Source organism: Mycolicibacterium sp. MU0050 (assembly GCF_963378085.1).
Taxonomy (GTDB): domain Bacteria; phylum Actinomycetota; class Actinomycetes; order Mycobacteriales; family Mycobacteriaceae; genus Mycobacterium; species Mycobacterium wendilense.
Map to the genome: position 1 here is coordinate 2227839 of NZ_OY726395.1, position 14284 is coordinate 2242122.

The following is a 14284-nucleotide window of genomic DNA, read 5'->3' on the forward strand; positions in this document are numbered from 1 at the left end:
ATGTATAACCATGCAGAATCGGTGAAATGGTTTCCGTAGCGATAGCGGGCGCAAGTGGGTATGCGGGCGGCGAGATCCTTCGGCTGCTCCTCGGACATCCGGCCTATCTCGACGGCCGACTCGAGATCGGCGCGCTGACCGCCGCCAGCAGCGCCGGCACCGCACTCGGTGAGCACCATCCGCACCTGCTGCCGCTGGCCGGCCGGGTGCTGGGCCCCACCGACGTCGACACCCTGCGCGGTCACGATGTGGTGTTCCTGGGCCTGCCGCACGGCCACTCCGCCGCGCTGGCCGAGCAGCTGGGGCCCGACGTCCTGATCATCGACTGCGGGGCGGACTTCCGGCTCACCGACGGCGACGTCTGGAAGCGCTTCTACGGCTCCGAACACGCCGGCAGCTGGCCGTACGGCATGCCGGAACTGCCGGGGGCGCGCGACGCGCTGCGGGGCACCAAGCGCATCGCGGTCCCGGGTTGCTATCCGACGGCCGCCCTGCTGGCGCTGCTGCCCGCCATGGCCGCCGACCTGATCGAGCCCGCCGTCAACATCGTCGCCGTCAGCGGCACCTCCGGTGCGGGCCGGGCCGCCAAGGTCGACCTGCTGGGCGCCGAGGTCATCGGTTCGGCCCGCGCCTACAACATCGGCGGCGCGCACCGGCACACCCCGGAGATCGCGCAGGGGCTGCGCTCGGTCACCGACCGCGAGGTCACGGTGTCGTTCACACCGGTGCTGATCCCCACCACCCGCGGCATCCTCGCGACCTGCACCGCCCGCACCCAGGCGCCGGTGTCGGAGTTGCGGGCCGCCTACGAAAAGGCCTACGCCGAAGAACCTTTCGTGCATCTGCTGCCCGACGGGCAACTGCCCCGCACCGGTTCGGTGATCGGCAGCAACGCCGCGCAGCTGGCGGTCGCCGTCGACGCCGACGCCGCCACGTTCGTCGCGGTCTGTGCCATCGACAACCTGGTCAAGGGCACCGGGGGCGCCGCGGTGCAGTCGATGAACCTCGCTTTGGGCTGGCCGGAGAGCGAAGGACTGTCGGTCGTGGGAGTGGCGCCATGACCGAGCGGCTGCTGCGCACCCAGGGGGTGACCGCGCCGGCCGGCTTCCGGGCCGCGGGCATCGCCGCGGGCATCAAGGCCACCGGCGCTCTCGACCTGGCGCTGGTCTTCAACGAGGGCCCCGATCACGCGGCCGCCGGCGTCTTCACCCGCAATCAGGTCAAGGCCGCCCCCGTGCTGTGGAGCCAGCAGGTGCTCGGCACCGGTCGGCTGCGCGCGGTGATCCTCAATTCCGGCGGCGCCAACGCCTGCACCGGGCCGGAGGGCTTCCAGGACACCCACGCCACCGCCGAGGCCGTCGCCGCGGCGCTGTCGCAGTGGGGCACCGAAACCGGTGCCATCGAGGTGGCCGTCTGCTCGACCGGGCTGATCGGCGATCGGCTGCCGATGGAAAAGCTGCAGGCCGGGGTCACCGAGATCGTGCACGAGATGGCCGGCGGGCTGTCCGGCGGCGAGGAGGCCGCCCGGGCGATCATGACCACCGACACCGTGCCCAAACAGGTGGCCCTGCATCACCCGGACAACTGGACGGTCGGCGGAATGGCCAAGGGCGCCGGCATGATGGCCCCCTCCCTGGCGACCATGCTGGTGGTGCTGACCACCGACGCGGTGGCCGACGCCGCGGCGCTGGATGCGGCGCTGCGCCGGGCCGCGGCGCTGACCTTCGACCGCCTCGACATCGACGGCAGCTGCTCGACCAACGACACGGTGCTGCTGCTCGCCTCCGGCGCCAGCGAGATCACACCCAGCCAACCGGAACTCGACCGGGCGGTCCTGCGGGCCTGCGAGGACCTGTGCGCGCAGCTGCAGGCCGACGCCGAGGGCGTGACCAAGCGGATCAGCATCACCGTCGCCGGCGCCCGCACCGAGGAGGACGCGGTCACCGCGGCGCGGCTGATCGCCCGCGACAGCCTGGTCAAGACGGCGCTGTTCGGCTCGGACCCGAACTGGGGCCGGGTGCTGGCGGCCGTCGGGATGGTCCCGTTCACGGTGCAGCATGACCTGATCTCGGTGTCGTTCAACGGTTTCCCGGTCTGCGTCAACGGCGCCGGTGCTCCCGGCGCCCGCGAGGTGGACCTGTCCGGCGCGGACATCGAGGTGCTGGTGAATTTGCAGCTCGGCGACGCGCAGGCCACCATCCGCACCACCGACCTGTCGCACGCCTACGTCGAAGAGAACTCGGCCTACAGCTCATGAACATCAGCACCGAGACTCGGGCGCAGGTCCTCGCCGAGGCACTGCCGTGGCTGCAGCAATTGCACGGCAAGATCGTCGTGGTCAAGTACGGCGGCAACGCCATGACCGACGACGTGCTCAAGGCGGCCTTCGCCGCCGACATGGTCTTCCTGCGCAATTGCGGAATCCAACCCGTCGTCGTCCACGGCGGCGGCCCGCAGATCTCCGCGATGCTCAAGCGGCTCGGCGTCGAAGGCGATTTCAAGGGTGGCTTCCGGGTCACCACCCCCGAGGTCCTCGACGTCGCCCGGATGGTCTTGTTCGGTCAGGTCGGTCGCGAACTGGTCAACCTCATCAACGCCTACGGGCCGTACGCCGTCGGGATCACCGGCGAGGACGCGCGGCTGTTCACCGCGGTGCGGCGCAGCGTGATGGTCGAGGGCGTGTCCACCGACATCGGCCTGGTCGGTGACGTCGACCATGTCAACACCGCCGCGGTGGTGGATCTGATTGCGGCCGGCCGCATCCCGGTGGTCTCCACCATCGGCCCCGACGCCGACGGCGTGGTGCACAACATCAACGCCGACACCGCGGCGGCGGCGCTGGCCGAGGCCCTGGGCGCCGAGAAGCTGTTGATGCTCACCGACATCGAAGGTCTCTACACCGACTGGCCCAACCGCGACTCGCTGGTCACCGAGATCGACACCGGGGCGTTGACCCAGCTGTTGCCGACGTTGGAAACGGGGATGGTGCCCAAGATCGAGGCCTGTCTGCGCGCCGTGCTCGGCGGTGTGCCCAGTGCGCACGTCATCGACGGCCGGGTCGAGCACTGCGTGCTGGTCGAACTGTTCACCGACGCCGGAACCGGCACCAAGGTGGTGGCACAAGCATGACGGAAACCCAAGCACTGCAACAACGTTGGTCGGCAGTGATGATGGACAACTACGGCACCCCGCCGTTGGCGCTGGCCAGCGGGGACGGTGCGGTGGTCACGGACCCGGACGGCAAGTCCTACCTGGACCTGCTCGGCGGCATCGCGGTGAACCTGCTCGGCCACCGCCATCCGGCGGTGATCGAGGCCATCACCACCCAGCTGAACACATTGGGGCACACCTCGAACCTGTACGCGACCGAGCCGGGCATCGCACTGGCCGAGGCCCTGGTCGGCCACCTCGGCGACGAGCAGCGCGCCCGGGTGTTCTTCTGCAACTCCGGCACCGAGGCCAACGAGGTCGCCTTCAAGATCAGTCGGCTGACCGGGCGCACCAAACTCGTTGCCGCCCAAGGGGCGTTCCACGGCCGGACGATGGGATCGCTGGCGCTCACCGGACAACCGACCAAGCAGGCACCGTTCGCGCCGCTGCCCGGCGACGTCACCCACGTCCCGTACGGCGACGTCGCGGCCCTGGCGGCCGCCGTCGATGCCGACACCGCCGCGGTGTTCCTGGAACCCATCATGGGGGAGGGCGGCGTGGTGGTACCGCCGGCCGGTTACCTGGCCGCGGCACGCGATCTCACCGCCAAGCACGGTGCGCTGCTGGCCCTCGACGAGGTGCAGACCGGCGTCGGGCGCACCGGCGCGTTCTTCGCCCACCAGCACGACGGCATCACCCCGGACATCATCACCCTGGCCAAGGGCCTCGGCGGCGGCCTGCCGATCGGGGCGTGCATCGGCATCGGCGCCGCGGCCGACCTGATGACCCCGGGCCTGCACGGCAGCACCTTCGGCGGCAACCCGGTGTGCACCGCGGCCGCCCTGGCGGTCCTGCGCACACTGCGGGCCGAGGACCTGATCACCCGGGCCGACGTGCTGGGCAAGACGCTCAGCCACGGCATCGAGGGCCTCAATCACCCCCTGGTGGACCATGTTCGGGGCCGGGGCCTGCTGCAGGGCGTGGTCCTGACGGCCGCCAAGGCCAAGGCCGTGGAGACCGCGGCCCGCGAGGCGGGCTTCCTGGTGAACGCCGCGGCCGCCGACGTGGTCCGGCTGGCCCCGCCGCTGATCGTCACCGAAGAACAGCTGGGCGGCTTCGTCGAAGCATTGCCGGGCGTCCTCGATACCGCACAGGAGACCTCATGACGGCAACACGGCCCGGTATCCGCCATTTTCTGCGCGACGACGACCTGACCCCGGCCGAGCAGGCCGAGGTGCTGGCGCTGGCCGCCGAGCTCAAGAGCAAGCCGCTGAGCCGGCGGCCACTCGAGGGGCCGCGCGGCGTCGCGGTGATCTTCGAGAAGAACTCCACCCGCACCCGGTTCTCCTTCGAGATGGGCATCGCGCAGTTGGGCGGCCACGCCATCGTCGTCGACGGCCGCAGCACGCAGCTGGGCCGCGAGGAGACGCTGGAAGACACCGGCACCGTGTTGTCGCGCTACGTCGACGCCATCGTGTGGCGCACCTTCGCCCAGGAGCGCCTGACGGCCATGGCGTCGGGCTCCACCGTGCCGATCATCAACGCGCTCTCCGACGAGCTGCACCCGTGTCAGGTGCTCGCCGACCTGCAGACCCTGGCCGAACGCAAGGGCGCCCTGCCCGGGCTGCGGCTGACCTACCTCGGTGACGGCGCCAACAACATGGCGCACTCGCTGCTGCTCGGCGGGGTCACCGCCGGCATCCACGTGACCATCGCGGCCCCCGAGGGCTTCGCCCCCCAGCCGGAGTTCGTCACCGCGGCCCGGCAACGCGCGGCCGAAACCGGCGCGTCGGTGACGCTGACCAACGACGCGCGCGCCGGGGTGGACGGCGCCGACGTGCTGGTCACCGACACCTGGACGTCGATGGGGCAGGAGAACGACGGGCTCGACCGCGTCCGCCCGTTCCGGCCCTTCCAGGTCAACGCCGAGTTGCTGGACTCGGCCGCCCCGGATGCCGTTGTGCTGCACTGCCTTCCCGCGCACCGCGGGCACGAGATCACCGACGAGGTGCTCGACGGGCCGCAGAGCGCGGTGTGGGACGAGGCCGAGAACCGGCTGCACGCCCAGAAGGCACTGCTGGTGTGGCTGCTGGAGAAGAGCGGGTTGGGGGCCCCGTGACCGATCTCGTCGGCAAGGCGTCACCGGGCGTCGCGGCGACCCGGGCCGGGCGACAGGCCCGGATTGTCGCCCTGCTCTCGGTGCGCGCGGTCTCCAGCCAGAGCGAGCTGGCCGCGCTGTTGGCCGAGGAGGGGATCGAGGTCACCCAGGCCACGCTGTCACGCGATCTCGAGGAACTCGGGGCGGTGAAGTTGCGTGGCGCCGACGGCGGCAGCGGCGCCTACGTGATCCCCGAGGACGGCAGCCCGGTACGCGGCGTCACCGGCGGCACGGAGCGGATGACGAAGCTGCTCGGCGAGTTGCTGGTCTCCACCGATGCCAGCGGTAACCTCGCGGTGCTGCGGACCCCGCCGGGTGCGGCACACTATCTGGCCAGCGCCATCGACCGGGCGGCGTTGCCGCACGTGGTGGGTACCGTTGCCGGCGACGACACGGTGCTGGTGATCGCGCGGGAGCCGATGACCGGCGCCGAACTCGCGACCACATTCGAAGAACTGCAATAACGACCGAAGACGAAGAATTGATGAAGGAGAACGGTGATGTCTGAGCGCGTCATCCTCGCGTATTCCGGCGGTCTGGACACCTCCGTGGCCATCAGCTGGATCGGCAAAGAGACCGGCCGCGAGGTGGTGGCGGTCGCCATCGACCTCGGCCAGGGCGGTGAGGACATGGAGGTCGTGCGTCAGCGTGCGCTGGACTGCGGCGCCGTCGAATCGGTGGTGGTGGATGCGCGCGACGAGTTCGCCGACGAGTACTGCCTGCCGACCATCCAGTCCAACGCGCTCTACATGGACCGCTACCCGTTGGTCTCGGCGATCAGCCGGCCGCTGATCGTCAAGCATCTGGTCGAGGCGGCGCGTGAGCACGGCGGCGGCATCGTCGCGCACGGCTGCACCGGCAAGGGCAACGACCAGGTCCGGTTCGAGGTCGGATTCGCCTCGCTGGCACCGGATCTCGAGGTGCTGGCCCCGGTACGCGACTACGCCTGGACGCGGGAGAAGGCCATCGCCTTCGCCGAGGAGAACGACATCCCGATCAACGTCACCAAGCGCTCGCCGTTCTCGATCGACCAGAACGTGTGGGGCCGCGCGGTGGAGACGGGCTTCCTGGAGCACCTCTGGAACGCGCCGACCAAGGACGTCTACGACTACACCGAGGACCCGACCCTCAACTGGAGCACCCCGGACGAGGTGATCGTCGGCTTCGAGAAGGGCGTACCGGTGTCCATCGACGGGCGGCCGGTCACCGTGCTGCAGGCCATCGAGGAGCTCAACCGCCGGGCCGGCGCCCAGGGCGTGGGCCGGCTCGACGTGGTCGAGGACCGGCTGGTCGGCATCAAGAGCCGCGAGATCTACGAGGCGCCGGGCGCGATGGTGCTCATCACCGCGCACACCGAACTCGAGCACGTCACCCTGGAGCGGGAGCTGGGCCGGTACAAGCGGGGCACCGACCAGAAGTGGGGCGAGTTGGTGTACGACGGCCTGTGGTTCTCTCCGCTCAAGCGCGCGCTGGAGGCCTTCGTCGCGCACACCCAGGAGCACGTGACCGGCGAGATCCGGCTGGTGCTGCACGGCGGGCACATCGCGGTCAACGGCCGGCGCAGCAGCCAGTCGCTGTACGACTTCAACCTGGCCACCTACGACGAGGGCGACACCTTCGACCAGTCGGCGGCCAAGGGCTTCGTGCACGTGCACGGGCTGTCGTCGAAGATCTCCGCCAAGCGGGATCTGGGCCTGTGACCTCCCCGAACCGAGCCCGATGAACATGAGCACCAACGAGGGTTCGCTGTGGGGCGGCCGGTTCGCCGACGGCCCGTCCGCCGCGCTGGCCGCGCTGAGCAAGTCGACGCACTTCGATTGGGCGCTGGCCCCGTATGACATCACCGCGTCCAAGGCGCACGCCAAGGTGCTGCACCGCGCCGGGCTGCTCACCGACGAGCAGCGCGACGGGTTGCTGGCCGGCCTCGACAGCCTCGGCAGCGACGTCGCCGACGGCAGTTTCGGTCCGCTGCCCAGCGACGAGGACGTGCACGGCGCGCTCGAGCGCGGCCTGATCGACCGGGTGGGACCCGGACTCGGCGGCCGGCTGCGCGCCGGACGTTCCCGAAACGATCAGGTGGCCACGCTGTTTCGGATGTGGCTGCGCGACGCGGTGCGCCGGGTCGCCGACGGGGTGCTCGAGGTCGTCGGCGCCCTGGCCGCCCAGGCCGCCGCACACCCCACGGCGGTGATGCCCGGCAAGACGCACCTGCAGTCCGCCCAACCGATCCTGCTGGCCCATCACCTCTTGGCCCACGCACACCCGCTGCTGCGCGACGTCGACCGGATCGCGGACTTCGACCGCCGCACCGCCGTCTCGCCCTACGGTTCGGGCGCGCTGGCGGGCTCCTCGCTGGGCTTGGATCCCGACGCCATCGCCGCCGACCTCGGATTCGCCACCGCGGCCGACAACTCCGTCGACGCGACCGCGGCCCGGGACTTCGCGGCCGAGGCCGCGTTCGTCCTGGCGCAGATCGGCGTGGACCTGTCCCGCCTCGCCGAGGACATCATCCTGTGGAGCTCAACGGAATTCGGCTACGTCACCCTGCATGACTCCTGGTCGACGGGCAGTTCGATCATGCCGCAGAAGAAGAACCCGGACATCGCGGAGTTGGCGCGCGGCAAGTCGGGCCGGCTGATCGGCAACCTGACCGGCCTGCTGGCCACCCTCAAGGCGCAGCCGCTGGCCTACAACCGGGATCTGCAGGAGGACAAGGAGCCCGTCTTCGACTCGGTGACCCAACTGGAGCTGCTGCTGCCGGCGATGGCCGGACTGGTGGGCACCCTGACCTTCGACGAGGCGCGGATGGCCGAGCTGGCCCCCGCCGGTTACACGCTGGCCACCGACATCGCCGAATGGCTGGTGCGCCAGGGTGTCCCGTTCCGCAACGCGCACGAGGCCGCCGGCGCCGCCGTGCGGATCGCCGAGGGGCGCGGGGTGGGTCTCGACGAACTCACCGACGAGGAGTTCGCCGGCATCGACGCGGCGCTGACCCCCGCGGTCCGCGAGGTGCTGACGGTGCAGGGGTCGGTGAATTCGCGCAACGCGCGCGGCGGCACCGCGCCCACGCGGGTCGCCGACCAGCTCGGTGTCGTGCGGCAGACCGTCGAGGATTTGCGGGCCCGGCTGTTCGGCTGACCCCTACGCTGGTGGACATGGCCGAACGAGTCACGTTCACCTCGGGTGGGATCCGCTGTGTGGGGCAGCTGTACCGGAGCACCCGGCCACGCAGCCATTGCATCCTGATGTGCACCGGATTCGGCGGCACCCAGGACACGCCGGCCCTGACGGCGACCGCGCGCGACTTCGCGGCGGCCGGCTATCACGTCCTGACCTTCGATTACCGCAGCTTCGGCCACAGCGACGGGCAGCCCCGGCAGGTGGTGAGCATCGAGGGCCAACTCGCCGACATCGCCGCGGCCATCGGCTGCGCCCGACGACTCGACGGTGTCGACGGCGTCGTGCTCTGGGGAACCTCGCTGGGCGGCGGCCACGTCGTGGCGGCCGGGTCGCGGGACCCGAGCGTCGCGGCGGTGATCGCCCAGATCCCGTTCAACGGGTTCCCGCGCAGGGTCGCCGGCCGGTCCGCGGCGACCACCCTGCGGCTGCTGGCACTCATGGGCGCGGACTGGCTGCGCGGCAAGCTCGGGCTCCCGCCGCACTACCTGCGGGCCATCGCGGGCCGCGGCGAACTCGCGGTGATGGCCAGCGACGAGGCGTCCCGCGTCATCGCCGGAATGACCAGCCACACCTGGCGTAACGAGGTGGCACCGCGCGGGCTGGTCGAGATGATGCGTTATCGGCCGGCCGATTTCGCGCCGGAAGTGCGCTGCCCGGTACTGGTGTGTATCGGGGACCGCGACGCCGAGACGCCGCCGGAGCTCTCGAAAGCGCTGGCCGACGCCGTGCCGCGCGGCGAGGTGCAGACCTACCCGGTCGCCCATTTCGAGTTCTACACCGACGACGTCCGCCCGCGGGTGGTTGCCGATCAGATCGATTTCCTGGGGCGGGTCCTGGCGCCCTGAGTCAGGAGAGCTGCTCGGAGAGCTCCAGCCAGCGCGACTCCAGCTCCTCGACATCGGACTCGAGGGCACGCAACTGTTCGGTGAGTTCGGCCAGCGCGACGTGATCGGACTGGTCGTGGTCGGCGAGTTCCTGATGCTTGGCGGCGATCCGGTCGGACAGCTTGGCCAACGCCCGGTCGATCGACGCGATCTCCTTCTCCACGGCGCGCTGTTCGGCGCCGGAAAGACCCGCCGTCGCAACGGGTTCCGGAGATGACGCGGCCGTCGGCGCGGTGCTGCGCTGGGCCGCCAGGCGCAGGTACTCCTCCACGCCGCCGGGCAGGTGCCGCAGCGTGCCGTCCAGAATGGCGTACTGCTGATCGGTGACGCGCTCGAGCAGATAGCGGTCGTGCGAGACCACGATGAGGGTGCCCGGCCAGGAGTCGAGCAGATCCTCGGTCGCGGTGAGCATCTCGGTGTCCACGTCGTTGGTGGGCTCGTCGAGGATCAGTACGTTCGGCTCGGTCAGCAGCGTCAGCATCAACTGCAGGCGTCGCCGCTGCCCGCCGGACAGGTCGGAGACCCGGTTCGAAAGTTGTTCGCGGCCGAAGCCGAGGCGCTCCAACAGCTGCGCCGGGGTGAGCTCGCGCCCGTCGACGACGTAACCGGCCTTCAGTCGGCCGATGACCTCGCGGACCAGGTCGCCCTCCACCTCGGCCAGGATGCCCGCCTGCTGGTCCAGCATGCCCAGTTGCACCGTCTTACCGCGTTTGACCCGCCCGGAGTCCGGGGCGACGGTGCCGGCGATCAGGCCCAGCAACGTCGACTTGCCGGCCCCGTTGGCCCCGAGGATGCCGGTGCGCTCTCCGGGGCCGATCCGCCACTCGATGTCGCGCAGCACGGTCCGGCCGTCGAACGACACCGACACCTCGAGCAGGTCGATGACGTCCTTGCCGAGGCGGGCGGTGGCCAGTTTCGTCAACTCGACGTTGTTGCGCAGCGGCGGGACGTCGGCGATGAGGGCGTTGGCGGCATCGATGCGGAACTTCGGCTTCGAGGTCCGCGCCGGCGCACCGCGCCGCAGCCACGCCAGCTCCTTGCGCATCAGGTTCTGCCGCTTGGCCTCGGTTGCGGCGGCGATCCGATCGCGCTCCACCCGCTGCAGGACATACGCCGCGTAGCCGCCGTCGAACGGCTCGACGATCCCGTCGTGGACCTCCCAGGTGGTGGTGGCGACCTCGTCGAGGAACCAGCGGTCGTGGGTGACCAGCAGCAGGCCGCCGGTGTTACGGGCCCACCGGTTCTTGAGGTGGGCCGCCAGCCAGGTGATGCCCTCGACGTCGAGGTGGTTGGTGGGTTCGTCGAGGGCGATGACATCCCAATCGCCGATCAGCAACGCGGCCAACTGAACTCGGCGGCGCTGTCCGCCCGACAGCGTGCCGACACGGGCGGTCCACTCGATGTCGGCGACCAGGCCGCCGACGACGTCACGGACCCGCGGATCGCCCGCCCATTCGTGTTCGGCCTGCTCGCCCACCAGGATGTGCCCGACGGTGTGGTCGTCCTCGAGGACGTCGGCCTGCGCCAGCGCGCCCACCCGCAGTCCACTGCGGTAGGTGACCCGTCCGGCGTCGGGCCGGACCTCGCCCGTGAGCATCCGGAGCAGGCTGGACTTGCCGTCGCCGTTGCGCCCGACGATGCCGATCCGATCGCCATCGTCGACACCGAGGGACACCGAATCGAAGACGACTTTGGTGGGGTACTGCAGGTGCAGTCCCTCCGCGCCGAGTAGGTGTGCCATTGCTGCCGACCCTATCGGCCGGGCGGGAGTCCGAGGTGTTCGGCTTGACCGCCGCCGAGGTCTGAGTACCCGCGCCGGGGCAACGGTGGCCGGCGGTATCGGAGCCTGTGCCAGAATGTGCAGGCTGTCGGGGCACGTCGGCACTTGGGCAGGGGAGCTGCGGGTGGATCGAAGGCTAAGGGCGGTGGCCAGGCCGGTGGAACGGCTGCTGGCCACGGCGCAGAACGGCTTGGAGGTGCTGCGACTCGGCGGCCTCGAAACCGGCTCGGTGCCCTCGCCGTACCAGATTGTCGAGAGCGTCCCGATGTACAAGCTGCGTCGGTACTTTCCGCCAGATAGCCGCCCCGGCAAGACGCCCGCCGGGGAACCGGTCCTGATGGTGCACCCGATGATGATGTCGGCCAATATGTGGGACGTCACCCGCGAGGACGGCGCCGTCGGAATCCTGCATCGCGCCGGGTTGGACCCGTGGGTCATCGACTTCGGTGAGCCCGACAAGGTCGAGGGCGGCATGCGCCGGACCCTGGCCGATCACCTGGTGGCGCTCAACGACGCCATCGACACCGTCAAGAAGGTCACCGGACGCGACGTCCACGTCGCCGGCTACTCGCAGGGCGGCATGTTCTGCTACCAGACGGTGGCCTACCGGCGGTCCAAGGACGTCGCGAGCATCATCGCCTTCGGCTCCCCGGTGGACACGTTGGCGGCGCTGCCGATGGGGATCCCGCCGAACCTCGGCGCGGTCGCCGCGGACTTCATGGCCGACCACGTGTTCAACCGCCTCGACATCCAAGGCTGGATGGCGCGCACCGGCTTCCAGATGCTCGATCCGCTCAAGACCGCCAAGGCGCGGCTGGATTTCCTGCGTCAACTGCACGACCGGCAGGCGCTGCTACCCCGCGAACAACAGCGCCGATTCCTCGATTCCGAGGGCTGGATCGCGTGGTCCGGGCCGGCGATCTCGGAACTGCTCAAGCAGTTCATCGCCCACAACCGCATGATGACCGGCGGGTTCGCGATCAACGGCCAGCTGGTGACACTCACCGACATCACCTGTCCCGTGCTGGCTTTCGTCGGCGAGGTCGACGACATCGGGCAGCCCGCGTCGGTTCGGGGGATCCGCAGGGCGGCACCGCACGCCGACGTCTACGAGACGATGATCCGCACCGGGCATTTCGGCTTGGTGGTGGGGACCAAGGCCTCCGAGATCACCTGGCCCACGGTCGCCGACTGGGTGCTGTGGCTGTCCGGGCAGAGTTCGATGCCCGCGAACATTGAGCCGATGAACGACCAGCCCGAGGACGAGGGGGAGAGCGGCGTGCCGTTGGCCTCCCGGGTGGCGCACGGCGTCGGCGGGGCCTCCGAGGTCGCGTTGACCCTGGCGCGCGGCGCGGCCGACGCCGTGGGCACCGCCGGCAAGTCGATCCGCACGCTGGCCGTCGAGACCGCGCGTACGCTGCCGCGGCTGGCCAGGCTGGGGCAGATCAACGACCACACCCGAATCTCGTTGGGCCGGATCATTTCCGAGCAGGCGCGCGGCGCGCCCAACGGCGAGTTCCTGTTGTTCGACGGCCGGGTGCACACCTACGAGGCGGTCGACCGCCGCATCAACAACGTGGTCCGCGGCCTGATCGACGTCGGCATCCGCCAGGGCGACCACGTGGGCGTGTTGATGGAGACCCGGCCGAGTGCCCTGGTGGCCATCGCGGCGCTGTCGCGGCTCGGAGCCGTCGCCGTGCTGATGCCCCCGGACGGCGACCTGGCCGAAGCCGCGCGGTTGGGCGGGGTCTCCGAAGTGCTCACCGACCCGACGAATCTGGAAGCGGCGAGCCGGCTGGCGGTGCAGGTGTTGGTGCTCGGCGGTGGCGACTCGCGCCGCCTGCAGTTGCCGGACGGCACCGACGTCGTCGACATGGAGCAGATCGACCCCGACGTCGTCGAGTTGCCCGGCTGGTATCGCCCGAACCCGGGCTTCGCCCGCGACCGCGCGTTCGTCGCGTTCAGCACGGTGGCCGGCGAACTCGTCGCCAAGGAGATCACCAACTTCCGCTGGGCGTTGTCGGCGTTCGGCACCGCGTCGACCGCGGCGATCGACCGCAGCGACACGGTGTATTGCCTGACCCCGCTGCACCACCAGTCGGGGCTGCTGGTCGCCCTCGGCGGCGCGGTGGTGGGCGGCGCCCGGATCGCGCTGTCGCGCGGGCTGCGTCCCGATACCTTCGTCCAGGAAGTCCGGCAGTACGGCGTCACCGTGGTGTCCTACACGTGGGCGATGCTGTCCGACGTCATCGACGACCCGAGCTTCGCCCTGCACGGCAACCACCCGGTCCGGGTCTTCATCGGTTCCGGTATGCCGACCGGCCTGTGGCAACGGGTCACGGAGGCGTTCGCGCCGGCCAACGTCGTGGAGTTCTATGCCACCACCGACGGTCAGGCGGTGCTGGCCAACGTGGCGGGCGCCAAGGTCGGCAGCAAGGGCCGACCGCTGCCCGGCGGCGGCCAGATCGAGTTGGCGGCCTACAGCGCCGAGGAAGACCTGATCCTCGAGGACGAGCGCGGTTTCGTGCAGGTGGCCGACACCGACGAGGTCGGCGTGCTGCTGGCCCGCCCGCGCGGTCCGGTGGACCCGACGGCGTCGGTCAAGCGCGGCGTGTTCGCCCCCGCCGACACCTGGGTGTCCACCGAGGCGCTCTTCCGCCGCGATGCCGACGGGGACTTCTGGCTGGTCGGCACCCGAAACACCGTGACGCACACCGCGCGGGGTGTGGTGTTCGACGAGCCGATCACCAATGCCGTGAGCATGATCAGGGCGGTGGACCTCGCCGCCACCTACGGGGTGACGGTCGGCGACCATGACCTGGCGATCACCGCGCTCACGCTGCGGCCGGGCGCCACGGTGACCGCCGCCGACCTCACCGAGGCCCTGGCCGACCTACCCGTCGGCCTGCCGCCGGACATCATCCACGTCGTACCGGAGCTGCCGTTGTCGGCGACCTACCGGCCGATCGTCAACGATCTGCGCGCGGCGGGCATCCCCAAGGCCGGCCGCCAGACGTGGTACCTCGATCCGGCGAGCGGACAGTTCAAGAGGTTGACGGCCGCCGTCCGCGCTCAGTTCGCGAGCGGCGAGTAACGACGACATGCCCTGGAGCGACAGCGCTGTTAGGCTCC

Annotated in this window: 11 protein-coding genes; 10 read left to right on the plus strand and 1 reads right to left on the minus strand. The window is 70.4% G+C overall.

What is annotated here, in order from left to right; all coding sequences use genetic code 11:
• Nucleotides 1-26: 26 nt before the first annotated feature.
• Genes argC through R2K23_RS10480 form a run of 9 tightly spaced genes read left to right on the plus strand, consistent with a single transcriptional unit; the run spans nt 27 to nt 9333 of the window.
• On the plus strand, nt 27-1061 hold the full coding sequence (gene argC, locus R2K23_RS10440) for an N-acetyl-gamma-glutamyl-phosphate reductase (protein WP_316516460.1): 1035 nt from the start codon (nt 27-29) through the stop codon (nt 1059-1061).
• Complete coding sequence (gene argJ, locus R2K23_RS10445) at nt 1058-2257, plus strand: bifunctional glutamate N-acetyltransferase/amino-acid acetyltransferase ArgJ (RefSeq protein ID WP_316516462.1); 1200 nt, start codon at nt 1058-1060, stop codon at nt 2255-2257. Before argC ends, argJ begins: the two co-directional genes overlap by 4 nt.
• Nucleotides 2254-3129: an acetylglutamate kinase gene (argB, locus tag R2K23_RS10450; RefSeq protein ID WP_316516463.1), complete on the plus strand. Its 876-nt coding sequence runs from the start codon at nt 2254-2256 to the stop codon at nt 3127-3129. Before argJ ends, argB begins: the two co-directional genes overlap by 4 nt.
• Entirely contained in the window at nt 3126-4316 is a 1191-nt protein-coding gene (locus R2K23_RS10455) for an acetylornithine transaminase (RefSeq protein ID WP_316516464.1), read from the plus strand. The genes argB and R2K23_RS10455 overlap by 4 nt, the downstream gene beginning before the upstream one ends.
• A complete protein-coding gene (argF, locus tag R2K23_RS10460) occupies nt 4313-5269 on the plus strand; it encodes an ornithine carbamoyltransferase (protein WP_316516465.1) in 957 nt (318 codons plus the stop codon). Before R2K23_RS10455 ends, argF begins: the two co-directional genes overlap by 4 nt.
• Nucleotides 5266-5772 (plus strand): arginine repressor, encoded by a 507-nt coding sequence (locus R2K23_RS10465; protein ID WP_316516466.1) that lies wholly within the window; start codon nt 5266-5268, stop codon nt 5770-5772. Before argF ends, R2K23_RS10465 begins: the two co-directional genes overlap by 4 nt.
• 36 nt (nt 5773-5808) lie before the next feature.
• On the plus strand, nt 5809-7008 hold the full coding sequence (locus R2K23_RS10470; protein ID WP_316516468.1) for an argininosuccinate synthase: 1200 nt from the start codon (nt 5809-5811) through the stop codon (nt 7006-7008).
• A gap of 25 nt (nt 7009-7033) precedes the next feature.
• Nucleotides 7034-8446 (plus strand): argininosuccinate lyase, encoded by a 1413-nt coding sequence (gene argH, locus R2K23_RS10475; RefSeq protein WP_316516469.1) that lies wholly within the window; start codon nt 7034-7036, stop codon nt 8444-8446.
• A 17-nt stretch (nt 8447-8463) separates the two neighbouring features.
• The gene (locus R2K23_RS10480; protein ID WP_316516471.1) at nt 8464-9333 is read left to right on the plus strand and encodes an alpha/beta hydrolase; all 870 of its coding nucleotides are present in this window, start codon (nt 8464-8466) and stop codon (nt 9331-9333) included.
• A gap of 1 nt (nt 9334) precedes the next feature.
• On the opposite strand, the gene R2K23_RS10485 is transcribed toward R2K23_RS10480, so the two are convergent.
• Nucleotides 9335-11113 (minus strand): ABC-F family ATP-binding cassette domain-containing protein, encoded by a 1779-nt coding sequence (locus R2K23_RS10485; protein WP_316516472.1) that lies wholly within the window; start codon nt 11111-11113, stop codon nt 9335-9337.
• A gap of 115 nt (nt 11114-11228) precedes the next feature.
• On the opposite strand from R2K23_RS10485, the gene R2K23_RS10490 reads away from it, so the two are divergent.
• A complete protein-coding gene (locus R2K23_RS10490) occupies nt 11229-14246 on the plus strand; it encodes an acyl-CoA synthetase (RefSeq protein ID WP_396893395.1) in 3018 nt (1005 codons plus the stop codon).
• The last annotated feature ends 38 nt before the right edge of the window (nt 14247-14284 follow it).

Bases quoted from the DNA above. Each gene is read 5' to 3' on its own strand.
- argC (WP_316516460.1), top strand. From the start codon at position 27: ATGGTTTCCGTAGCGATAGCGGGCGCAAGTGGGTATGCGGGCGGCGAG.
- argJ (WP_316516462.1), top strand. From the start codon at position 1,058: ATGACCGAGCGGCTGCTGCGCACCCAGGGGGTGACCGCGCCGGCCGGC.
- argB (WP_316516463.1), top strand. From the start codon at position 2,254: ATGAACATCAGCACCGAGACTCGGGCGCAGGTCCTCGCCGAGGCACTG.
- R2K23_RS10455 (WP_316516464.1), top strand. From the start codon at position 3,126: ATGACGGAAACCCAAGCACTGCAACAACGTTGGTCGGCAGTGATGATG.
- argF (WP_316516465.1), top strand. From the start codon at position 4,313: ATGACGGCAACACGGCCCGGTATCCGCCATTTTCTGCGCGACGACGAC.
- R2K23_RS10470 (WP_316516468.1), top strand. From the start codon at position 5,809: ATGTCTGAGCGCGTCATCCTCGCGTATTCCGGCGGTCTGGACACCTCC.
- argH (WP_316516469.1), top strand. From the start codon at position 7,034: ATGAGCACCAACGAGGGTTCGCTGTGGGGCGGCCGGTTCGCCGACGGC.
- R2K23_RS10480 (WP_316516471.1), top strand. From the start codon at position 8,464: ATGGCCGAACGAGTCACGTTCACCTCGGGTGGGATCCGCTGTGTGGGG.
- R2K23_RS10485 (WP_316516472.1), bottom strand. From the start codon at position 11,113: ATGGCACACCTACTCGGCGCGGAGGGACTGCACCTGCAGTACCCCACC.
- R2K23_RS10490 (WP_396893395.1), top strand. From the start codon at position 11,229: ATGTGCAGGCTGTCGGGGCACGTCGGCACTTGGGCAGGGGAGCTGCGG.